Here is a 10,726-nt window from a genome sequence, read left to right on the forward strand (position 1 = left end):
ATATACAGCAGGCTTTATTGTTTTTTAATATAATTAAGCATTTAGCTGTAAAAATAGTCTTTAGAGGAAAGAAAAATCGCGCTTTATCTGACGGATGGCTTGTTCTTGAGATTAATCCATGGAAAAACGCGTACATTGGTTATCGGCAACAAATGAAATTGCTTAACAGCATGAAGATAATGAAAATAAATGATGGGGGATCAGCGGGTAAGAGTGTTATTTAGGTGAAATAGATTGCTAAGATAAGTCACACTCGACCCACATCAGTAAGTCGAGTGCTAAAGAAAGACGCAGAGGGATTAATATTCCCAAGTTTCTGGGTCAATACCCAGTTCGCGCATGATCTCTTTTGCTGCTTCAGGGATCTCATCATTGCGTTCTTTACGCAAATCATCATCATCCGGCAGCGGTTGACCAGTAAACGCATGCAAAAAGGCTTCGCACAGTAATTCACTGTTAGTCGCGTGGCGCAAGTTATTGATCTGACGACGAGTGCGTTCATCAGTTAAAATTTTCAGTACTTTTAAAGGAATCGATACTGTAATTTTTTTGACTTGCTCGCTTTTTTTGCCATGTTCAGCATACGGACTGACATATTCACCGTTCCATTCAGCCATGAGATACCTTGGATATATTCATTGATAATAAAATAATATACGAGTGTCAGTTTCCTGATCCTGAAGATGAATTTTTTTCAAGATACACTCAGCATACGGGTTAAGAATAAAGGGCTTAAGTTATTATTTAATGCGTATTAAAATCAATAAATTAAGTCTTTTTATATGCCGGTAATGTGGTCTAACTATCCATTGGCACATAATTATTATGGCTGATTATTCCATTAGTTGTTATAAACGTAAAGAGGTTTAGACGTCCAGACATGTTGACGTCTAAATTTGCTTTGAGTATGATTTGAACTATCCCATACTTGGAGAGACACTCATGACATACAAAGCATCCACTATCGCGATACATAATGGACTCAATGAAGACTCGCAATTTGGTTGCGTTGTTCCTCCCATCTATTTATCTAGCACCTATAATTTTACAGATTTCAATGAGCCAAGAACCCACGACTACTCCCGTCGCGGCAATCCTGGGCGAGATATTGTGCAGCGAACACTGGCACAGCTAGAAGGAGGAAGTGGTGCCGTGATGACTAACAGCGGGATGTCGGCTCTCCATTTATTATGCACGGTATTATTACAGCCGGGTGATTTACTCGTTGCTCCTCACGATTGCTACGGCGGCAGTTACCGCTTATTTAACAGCTTGAGCCAAAAAGGGGCTTATCAGGTTGAATTTGTTGACCAAAGCGACGAATCAGCGTTGCAAACGGCATTAGCGAGAAAACCCAAACTGGTACTCATTGAAACCCCAAGTAACCCGTTACTGAGAATTTATGATATCCAACATATTTCGAACCTTGCACATCAAGCAGGGGCTTTGGTGGTGGTGGATAACACATTTTTAAGCCCTGCATTACAGCAACCATTAGCGTTAGGTGCTGATTTTGTTGTACATTCTTGTACAAAATATCTCAATGGTCATTCAGATATTATTGCGGGTGCTGTGATTGCAAAAGAAGAGAAATGGGCTCTAGAATTAGCATGGTGGGCGAATAATATTGGTGTCACTGGCGGTGCATTTGACAGTTATCTGTTACTCAGAGGTATTAGAACATTGCTGCCTCGCATAAAACAGCAGCAGCATAATGCGGGTGAAATCGTAAAATATCTTAAAACTCAGCCGCTGGTGAAGAAAATATATTATCCTGCCTTGAGTGATCATCCGGGACATCACATTGCTGCCGCGCAACAATCTGGCTTTGGCGCAATGTTAAGTTTTGAATTTGCAGGCGATGAAGCGCAACTTCGTCAGTTTTTACAGGCGCTGAGCTTGTTTACATTAGCGGAATCTCTCGGTGGTGTAGAAACCTTGATTTCCCATACGGCGACCATGACCCATGCAGGCATGTCCCCTGAAGCGCGAGCCGCAGCAGGTATTACTGATAGTTTACTGCGCATTTCAGTTGGTCTTGAAGATAGTCAGGATCTTATCGCAGATTTGAGCCACGCATTTAAGGTTGCGTCATAACGTTAGCGGAGTTTTTGATGAGTGCAATAACAGCATTTGAGGTGATCCCTTGTCACCGACAGTTACACAAGTTTGGGGGAAGTAGCTTAGCTGATGTGAAATGTTATCAGCGTGTCGCCACCATTATGGCGAACTACAGCCAACCCGGCGATTTAATGGTTGTTTCTGCGGCAGGGAGTACCACAAACCAGCTGATAAGTTGGCTTAAATTAAGCCAGAGTGACCGTATTTCTGCTCATCAAGTGCAACAAGCGCTACGCCGCTACCAGCAAGATTTGATCAGTGGTTTACTGCCTGAAGAGAAGGCTAATGAGCTCAATCAGCTATTTGTTGCGGATTTAGAACGACTCAGTGGGCTACTGGATAAACCTATCAATGATGCTACCTACGCAGAAGTTGTGGGGCATGGTGAAATTTGGTCTGCACGTTTAATGTCTGCCGTGCTTGAACAGTTTGATATGGCAAGCGCTTGGCTAGATGCACGTACATTTTTACGCGCAGAAAGAGCAGCGCAGCCACAGGTGGATGAGGTTCAATCCCGCCATCTCCTACAGCAATTACTGGTGCAACATCCTCAGCGCCGTCTTGTGGTCACAGGGTTTATCTCCCGTAATCAAAAAGGTGAAACCGTCCTGTTAGGTCGTAATGGCAGTGACTATTCGGCTACCCAAGTAGGGGCATTAGCGGATGTCGGCAAAGTCACCATTTGGAGTGATGTGGCAGGGGTATACAGTGCGGATCCTCGCAAGGTGAAAGATGCATGTCTATTGCCGTTATTGCGTTTAGATGAAGCGAGTGAATTGGCTCGCCTTGCTGCGCCTGTCTTACATACGCGTACTTTGCAGCCTGTTTCCGTCAGCAATATTGATTTGCAGCTGCGCTGTAGCTACCAGCCGGAGCAAGGCTCCACCAAAATTGAGCGTGTATTAGCCTCGGGGACGGGGGCAAAAATTGTCACCAGCCACAACGATGTGTGCTTAATTGAGCTGCGAATTGCCCCAGGGCGCGATTTTAACCAAATCTGCAAGGATGTGGATTTATTATTAAAACGCGTACAACTTCGCCCATTGGCGCGAGGCGTTCACCATGACCGCGCTATCTTGCAACTGTGCTACACCTCGGAAGTGGTGGAAAGCGCGTTGAATGTATTGGAAGAAGCGGCATTGCCTGGGTCTCTTTCATTACGTGAAGGTTTTTCACTGGTGGCTCTGGTTGGCGCTGGTGTGTGTAAAAAACCGCTGCATAGCCACCGTTTTTATGAAGAGCTTAAAGGGCAGCCGGTTGAGTTTATCTGGCACTCAGAAGATGGCATTAGCTTAGTCGCGGTACTGCGTACTAATCAAACTGAGCATATCATTCAAGGCATGCACCAAAGCTTATTCCGCGCCGAAAAGCGCATCGGCTTAGTATTATTTGGTAAAGGCAATATTGGCGCCCGTTGGTTAGAGCTGTTTTCGGTTGAGCAGCAAAATATTTCTGCTCGCAGTGACTTTGACTTTGTTTTGGCGGGTGTCGTGGATAGTCGCCGCAGTTTATTGAATTACCAAGGTATTGACCCAAGCCGTGCATTAGCTTTCTTTGATGATGAAGCGGTCGAGCATCAGGACGACAATCTGTTTTTATGGATGCGAGCGCACCCTTATGATGACCTGATTGTGTTGGATGTCACAGCCAGTGGCGAGCTTGCTAATAGTTATGTGGACTTTGCGAGTTACGGTTTCCATGTTATCAGTGCAAACAAACTCGCAGGGGCAGCGCCTACTCAGCAGTATCGTGAAATTCGTGATGCATTCGCCAAAACGGGGCGTCATTGGCTCTATAATGCGACCGTTGGCGCTGGGTTGCCGATCAACTACGCAGTGCGCGATCTCAAAGAAAGCGGTGACGCGATTCTGGCGATCAGCGGGATCTTCTCTGGCACATTATCGTGGCTATTCTTGCAGTTTGATGGCTCAGTGCCTTTCAGTGAGCTTGTCGAGCAAGCTTGGCAGCAAGGATTAACGGAACCGGATCCGCGCATCGATTTATCTGGGCAAGATGTGATGCGCAAGCTCATTATTCTGGCGCGAGAAGCGGGCTATGATATCGAACCGGATGATGTGCGCGTGGAATCGTTAGTGCCAGCGCAAGCGGAAACAGGCTCACTGGATGAATTCTTTGAAAATAGCGCCGTGATTAACGAGCAGATGCAGCAGCGCTTAGAAGCCGCGAAGGAGCTGGGGTTAGTGCTACGTTACGTGGCGCGGTTTGATGCAGTGAAAGGTAAAGCAAAAGTGGGTGTCGAGGCGGTTAAACCTGAGCACCCGTTAGCCTCTTTATTGCCGGGGGATAACGTTTTTGCCATTGAAAGCCGTTGGTACCGTGATAACCCATTGGTGATACGCGGGCCAGGTGCGGGTCGCGATGTGACCGCCGGCGCTATCCAATCTGACTTGAATCGACTCTCTCAGCTTTTATAAAATCAGTAACGCACGGGGTAGATAAACGCGTGCGTTCTCTTCATTTCTCAAATTTTCCCATTCCTATTTTATTCTTAAATAAGATTCATGACTTAAAAGTGCTGAATCGACGATAGATTGCGCTGACGCAATACTTAAATAAGAAAAATTAATAAAAATGGTGCTGTAATTAAATTTCAGAAAAATCACCCAAAGCGCTTTTTTTCTGATATGAATATAGGGTACAGGGTGAAATTCGCGGTCTGCATCACAAAACATAATTCTAGCCGACTGAAATTTTATTACAGGAAATCCAGCGCAGTTTGTTAACCGTTCACGAGAAGCGGGGTGGCATCCTGCCAACAGCACAAGATCAGGAGTCCCATGAATCAGCAATATTCCGCAATGCGCAGTAATGTCAGTATGTTGGGTAAGCTACTCGGTGATACCATCAAAGACGCTCTTGGTGAAGATATCCTCGATAAAGTCGAATCTATTCGCAAGTTATCCAAATCCTCCCGCGCAGGTAATGAAGTTCAGCGCCAAAAATTATTAATGACCTTGCAAACACTCACCAACGACGAGCTATTACCCGTTGCGAGGGCATTCAACCAATTCTTAAACTTAACCAACGTGGCAGAGCAGTACCACAGTATTTCTCCCCACGGCGAAGCGGCGAGTAACCCTGTTGCCTTACAGAAATTATTTGGGCGTTTAAAAGAGCACGATTTTAGCCACGGTGATATTCAAAAAGCCGTTGAAGAGCTCTCCATTGAGCTGGTGCTGACTGCCCATCCAACTGAAATCGCCCGCCGCACCTTAATTCACAAACTGGTTGAGGTGAACACCTGTTTATCCCAGCTCGACCATGATGATTTAGCGGATTACGAACGCAACAATATTATGCGTCGCTTACGCCAACTGGTGGCGCAATCTTGGCATACCGATGAAATTCGTAAAATTCGCCCTACGCCAATCGATGAAGCTAAATGGGGTTTTGCGGTTGTTGAAAACTCGTTGTGGGAAGGCGTTCCGGCATTTTTACGGGAATTCAATGAACAGCTTGAAGAGTCCATTGGGGCTGAATTACCTGTCGAAGCAAACCCAATCCGCTTTACGTCATGGATGGGCGGCGACCGTGATGGTAACCCGAATGTGACCGCGGAAGTTACTCGCCATGTTCTGCTATTAAGCCGCTGGAAAGCTGCCGATTTATTCTTGAAAGATATTCAAGTCTTGGTGTCGGAGCTTTCTATGACGGAAGCGACGCCAGAACTGCGTGCGCTGGCGGGCGGCGATGATGTGGATGAGCCTTATCGCCAAATTGCCAAAAATCTGCGTAGCCAATTGTTCTCTACATTGGAATATTTAGAGCGCCGAGTGAAAGGCGAGCAAGTTTTGCCACCAGCGGATTTACTGACGGATAACGCGCAACTTTGGGATCCGCTGTATACCTGCTATCAATCGCTCGTTGCCTGCAATATGAGCATTATTGCTAATGGTTCACTGCTAGATACGCTACGCCGTATTCGCAGCTTTGGTCTGCAATTGGTGCGTATCGATGTGCGCCAAGAAAGCACTCGCCATACTGATGCGCTGTCTGAGCTGACAGAATATTTGGGGCTAGGTAACTATGGCAATTGGTCAGAACAAGAGAAGCAAGATTTCTTACTGACTGAGCTGCAATCGCGCCGTCCGCTGATCCCACAAGATTGGCAACCGACAGCAGAAACGCAAGAAGTATTCGAAACTTGCCGCGTTATCGCTAAAGCGAAAAATGACTCTATCGCCGCTTACGTGATCTCGATGGCGAAAGTGCCATCCGACGTTTTAGCCGTCAAACTCCTGCTAAAAGAAGCGGGTGCCTCCATTAAATTGCCGGTTGCGCCACTGTTCGAAACTCTGGAAGATTTAAATAACGCCGAAAGCGTGATGACTAAGTTGCTTAGCATTGAGTGGTATCGTGAGCTGATTGATGATCGCCAAATGGTGATGATTGGTTACTCCGACTCTGCAAAAGATGCGGGTGTGATGGCAGCGTCATGGGCGCAGTATCGTGCACAAGATGCCCTGATTAAGTTGTGCGATAAAGAAGGCGTGAAACTGACACTGTTCCACGGTCGTGGCGGCACCATTGGTCGTGGCGGTGCGCCAGCACATTCCGCACTTCTTTCCCAACCACCGGGAAGCTTAAAAGGCGGGTTGCGTGTGACGGAACAAGGCGAAATGATCCGCTTTAAGTTTGGTCTCCCGCAAGTGACGATTAGCAGTTTAGCCATGTACGCGAGCGCTATCCTCGAAGCCAACTTATTGCCACCGCCAGAGCCAAAAGAAGAGTGGAAGGCAGTAATGAATTCGTTGTCAGATGTATCTTGCGCGATGTATCGCGATTATGTGCGTGAACAGCCTGACTTTGTCCCGTATTTCCGTGCGGCGACCCCAGAGTTAGAGCTGGGCAAATTGCCATTAGGTTCTCGCCCTGCAAAACGTCGTCCTACTGGGGGTGTTGAGACCCTTCGCGCTATTCCTTGGATTTTCGCGTGGACACAAAACCGCTTGATGTTACCCGCATGGTTAGGGGCAGGTGCGGCGCTGAAACATGTCATCGAAAAAGAAGGCAAGCAAGCGGTACTGGATGAAATGTGGCAAGAGTGGACATTCTTCAAAACCCGTATTGCAATGCTGGAAATGGTGTACGCGAAAGCCGATCTATGGTTAGCGGAATATTATGACCATTGCCTCGTTGAGAAACGTTTATGGCCACTGGGACAAAAGCTGCGTGACCAGTTATCTGAAGATATTAAGAGTGTTTTAGCGGTCTCTAAAGATGAAGCGTTGATGGCGGATTTACCGTGGATTGCTGAATCCATCGCGCTACGTAACGTCTATACCGATCCACTGAACGTATTGCAGGCTGAGCTATTGCATCGCTCTCGTCAACAAGAGCATCCAGACCCACGTGTGGAGCAAGCGTTGATGGTGACCATTGCTGGTGTTGCGGCGGGTATGCGTAATACGGGCTAGCAATTAATTTATGTCAGTAAAAAGGCTGCCAATTGGCAGCCTTTTTCATTTACGGTCGAACGTTATTTTTTGTTTTGATCATTATGGATCAAATGATAAGGCGAACGTGCCCGTGGGTGGATAAAGAAATGGTTCGTTGGGGCATTGTGAGTTTTGATATGAACCATGGAGACGTTGGTGGATTTTCCTACTTTATTGTGGAATGCATAAATCACAAAAGGCAGCAGGAAGATAATCACAAAACTGACCGCGAGCAGCGTCACGTAAGTCGTATCATCTGCTCCGCCCGGCAATGAACTTGGCGGGAAGAATGACACCACAAATGCCAGAATTGAGATCACTAACCCAACAAACGCGATTAACAATTTAAAGCTTTTACCGCCCGGAACGTTGAATGCCCGTTTTTTATCAGATTGTTTGCAGACTAAATGCATATAACCGAGGAACAGCATAAAGTAGCTACACAGATAAATAACAACGGTTAATGCCAGTGCTATCAGGAAGGACATATTTCCGCCGCCACCCGTGTTAGTGAGGACAATAATCGCCACCGTGGTGATCAGTAATTGGGAAATCACTAACGTAACTGGCACGCCATTTTTATTCACTTTGGCAAAGCTTTTCGGCAGAATTCCTTTTTGTGCAGCGACATACATCCCACGGGAAGGTCCCACAATCCAAGAGGCAATTTCCGCTAATACGCCGAGTAACAGCAACGCAGCAATAATCCGTACTGCCCACTCTAAGGTGGAATTAAAGTGGGTAACGAGAACCTCAAAGGTTTGTACCACACCTGCAGACAGGTTGATTTCGCTGTTAGGGATCACGGCAGCAACCGATAAACCGCCAATAGAGCTTAAGCAAATCGCCGCAATCATCAATAAAAACATTGCCGCAGGATAATCTCGACCGGGGTTTTTCATTTCGTTGACGTGGGTTGCTGAGGCTTCAACACCCATGTAGCTGAGAATAAAGGCGACAAAGACCACTAACGTGCCGATTTGAGTGAAGTCAGGAATAAAGGTTTTTGTGCTCATCTCGATAGCTAAAGGTGCACCGCTTGCCAAGTAGCTAATCGCTAGCCCAACGAGAATGAGAGCCGGTAATAAAATCCCAGCAAAGAAACCGACTTTTGCGATACTTGCTGTATATTTTGTTCCACCAAATTGGGTAAAGGCGAGAACCCATAAAATCACCAGAGCGCCGATGGTTTTGGTGATGGGATCAGTATTAAGTTCTGGCCAATTTAATATGTAGGATAGGGCGCCGAGTACAAAGTACAGCATCGGAATAAAGCCTATCGCAATTTGCAGATAACCAAATGAAATCGCCGCAAATCCCCAACGCTCTCCCAATGTGTTGGAAACCCACGCGAAAATACCCCCTTCTTCCCAACCTTCAACGGTGGCCATTTCGGCAGCACATAAGGCTACGGGGATAAACCACAGCAATCCCCCTAAGAGTAAAAAGAAGACTAAACTGAAACCCGATGTGGCGAATGTCGGATATTCATAGACCGCCATCACCATAGACGCGGTGATCGCAAAAAAACCTAACAAGGTGAGTTGTTTTGCGGCTGGAGCTGTTGTTGACGTCGCCATGCCTATTCTCCTGTCATATGTTTTACGAAGTCAGTCGGCGCATAAATGAATACGCCGACTGGATAAACGACTAAGGATTAGCTGTGATTGAAACCGCCGCTTTCTTCTTCAGAAAGTGGTGTACTGACAGGGTGTTTCTCGAAATATTCGAGGGTGCGTTTGAAATCTTCGATGAGCAGTGAGGCGAGGTCTAGGCTGACACCATGACGGACTAAAATACGTTGGATCACCAGGTCTTCGCGGTTTGCAGGCATTGAGTAAGCGGGAACTTGCCAGCCGCGACTACGTAGTTTGTCTGCAATATCATATAAAGAGTAGTTACTGGTTTTCGCTCCGTCTTTTAATTTCCATGCCAGCGCTGGGATACCTTTGGCACTATCGCCATCAAAGATCATCTCAAATGGACCCAGTTTTTCAATTTCACGGGCAAGGTATTGCGCGGTGGCATAGCAAGCATTATGAATTTTAGCGTAGCCTTCGCGACCAAGACGCAGGAAGTTGTAATACTGTGCAATGATTTGTCCACCTGGACGAGAGAAGTTTAATGCGAAGGTTGGCATGTTACCGCCAAGGTAGTTCACATTGAAAATTAGCTCTTCTGGGAGGTCTTTCGCTTCACGCCAAATTACCCAACCGGCACCTAATGGCGCTAAACCAAATTTGTGTCCAGATGCGTTGATGGATTTAACGCGAGGTAAACGGAAATCCCATTCCAGTGTAGGCGCACAGAAAGGCGCGAGGAAACCACCACTTGCACCATCCACGTGAATAGGAATGTCTAAGCCCGTTTCTTTTTGCAGTTTATCCAATGCATCATGAACTGCTTTCACTGGCTCATATTGGCAAGTGAACGTCACACCTAAAGTCGGAACGACACCGATAGTATTTTCATCAACGCGTTTGAGAACTTCTTCAGGGCTCATGATCAGGCGGTCGCCTTCAAGTGGAATTTCACGCAGTTCGACATCAAAATAACGGGCAAATTTATGCCAACAAATTTGGACAGGACCACAGATTAAGTTAGGTTTATCGGTGGGTTTTCCTTTGGCGGCTTGTTTTTTACGCCATTGCCATTTTAACGCCAGACCCCCTAACATTGCGGCTTCTGAAGAGCCAATCGTTGAGCAGCCTAATGTATTGAGTGCGTCAGGAGAGTTCCATAAGTCAGCGAGCATATGCACGCAGCGGTTTTCAATTTCAGCGGTTTGCGGATATTCATCTTTATCAATCATGTTTTTGTCGATAGAGAGATCCATCAAACTGCGAATTTCGTCATCTACCCATGTTTGGCAAAATGTCGCTAAGTTTTGTCGGGAATTACCATCTAGCATTAGCTCATCACGAACTGCACTAAATACATTTCTCGGGTCGCTTTCTTTGATTGGGAATTTCGTTTTTGGTAAGGATTGGGATAAATCAAATGAAGCATAAATATCATCTAATTCACTATATTTTGAAGATACTGATTTATTATTCATACAACGAATCTCCTCAATAATTGAGATGTTATTACTAGGAATGATCAATAATCTTATATTTTCATATAAGCATAAAAATAAATTAGAA

Annotated in this window: 7 protein-coding genes; 4 read left to right on the forward strand and 3 right to left on the reverse strand. The window is 46.0% G+C overall.

Annotated elements, in window-relative coordinates; translation table 11 throughout:
* The coding region (locus JK188_RS14050) for a hypothetical protein (protein WP_211888655.1) at nt 1-224 on the forward strand (224 nt) is incomplete at its 5' end.
* 75 nt (nt 225-299) lie between these two features.
* On the opposite strand, the gene metJ is transcribed toward JK188_RS14050, so the two are convergent.
* Nucleotides 300-617 carry a met regulon transcriptional regulator MetJ gene (metJ, locus tag JK188_RS14055; protein WP_036950870.1) on the reverse strand — a complete coding sequence of 106 codons (318 nt, stop codon included), beginning with the start codon at nt 615-617 and terminating at the stop codon, nt 300-302.
* A 325-nt stretch (nt 618-942) separates the two neighbouring features.
* Between metJ and metB the strand changes: the two genes are divergently transcribed.
* The 3 genes from metB to ppc all read left to right on the forward strand — a co-directional run bounded on the left by metB (nt 943) and on the right by ppc (nt 7,559).
* A complete protein-coding gene (gene metB, locus JK188_RS14060; RefSeq protein ID WP_211887676.1) occupies nt 943-2,097 on the forward strand; it encodes a cystathionine gamma-synthase in 1,155 nt (384 codons plus the stop codon).
* 17 nt (nt 2,098-2,114) lie between these two features.
* A complete protein-coding gene (locus tag JK188_RS14065) occupies nt 2,115-4,556 on the forward strand; it encodes a bifunctional aspartate kinase/homoserine dehydrogenase II (protein WP_211887678.1) in 2,442 nt (813 codons plus the stop codon).
* Between the two features lie 363 nt (nt 4,557-4,919).
* Nucleotides 4,920-7,559 carry a phosphoenolpyruvate carboxylase gene (gene ppc, locus JK188_RS14070; protein WP_132497060.1) on the forward strand — a complete coding sequence of 880 codons (2,640 nt, stop codon included), beginning with the start codon at nt 4,920-4,922 and terminating at the stop codon, nt 7,557-7,559.
* A gap of 62 nt (nt 7,560-7,621) precedes the next feature.
* Here ppc and gadC read toward each other — a convergent pair whose 3' ends face one another.
* A complete protein-coding gene (gadC, locus tag JK188_RS14075; RefSeq protein ID WP_036950880.1) occupies nt 7,622-9,160 on the reverse strand; it encodes a glutamate:gamma-aminobutyrate antiporter in 1,539 nt (512 codons plus the stop codon).
* A 77-nt stretch (nt 9,161-9,237) separates the two neighbouring features.
* The gene (locus tag JK188_RS14080; protein ID WP_036950882.1) at nt 9,238-10,638 is read right to left on the reverse strand and encodes a glutamate decarboxylase; all 1,401 of its coding nucleotides are present in this window, start codon (nt 10,636-10,638) and stop codon (nt 9,238-9,240) included.
* Nucleotides 10,639-10,726: the final 88 nt, after the last annotated feature.

Origin of the sequence: Providencia sp. JGM181 (genome assembly GCF_018257375.1) — a bacterium.
GTDB lineage: Bacteria > Pseudomonadota > Gammaproteobacteria > Enterobacterales > Enterobacteriaceae > Providencia > Providencia lanzhouensis.

What these genes read in the sequence shown, in the direction of transcription:
- metB (WP_211887676.1), top strand. Translation starts at nt 943, where the DNA reads ATGACATACAAAGCATCCACTATCGCGATACATAATGGACTCAATGAA.
- ppc (WP_132497060.1), top strand. Translation starts at nt 4,920, where the DNA reads ATGAATCAGCAATATTCCGCAATGCGCAGTAATGTCAGTATGTTGGGT.
- JK188_RS14080 (WP_036950882.1), bottom strand. Translation starts at nt 10,638, where the DNA reads ATGAATAATAAATCAGTATCTTCAAAATATAGTGAATTAGATGATATT.
- JK188_RS14065 (WP_211887678.1), top strand. Translation starts at nt 2,115, where the DNA reads ATGAGTGCAATAACAGCATTTGAGGTGATCCCTTGTCACCGACAGTTA.
- metJ (WP_036950870.1), bottom strand. Translation starts at nt 617, where the DNA reads ATGGCTGAATGGAACGGTGAATATGTCAGTCCGTATGCTGAACATGGC.
- gadC (WP_036950880.1), bottom strand. Translation starts at nt 9,160, where the DNA reads ATGGCGACGTCAACAACAGCTCCAGCCGCAAAACAACTCACCTTGTTA.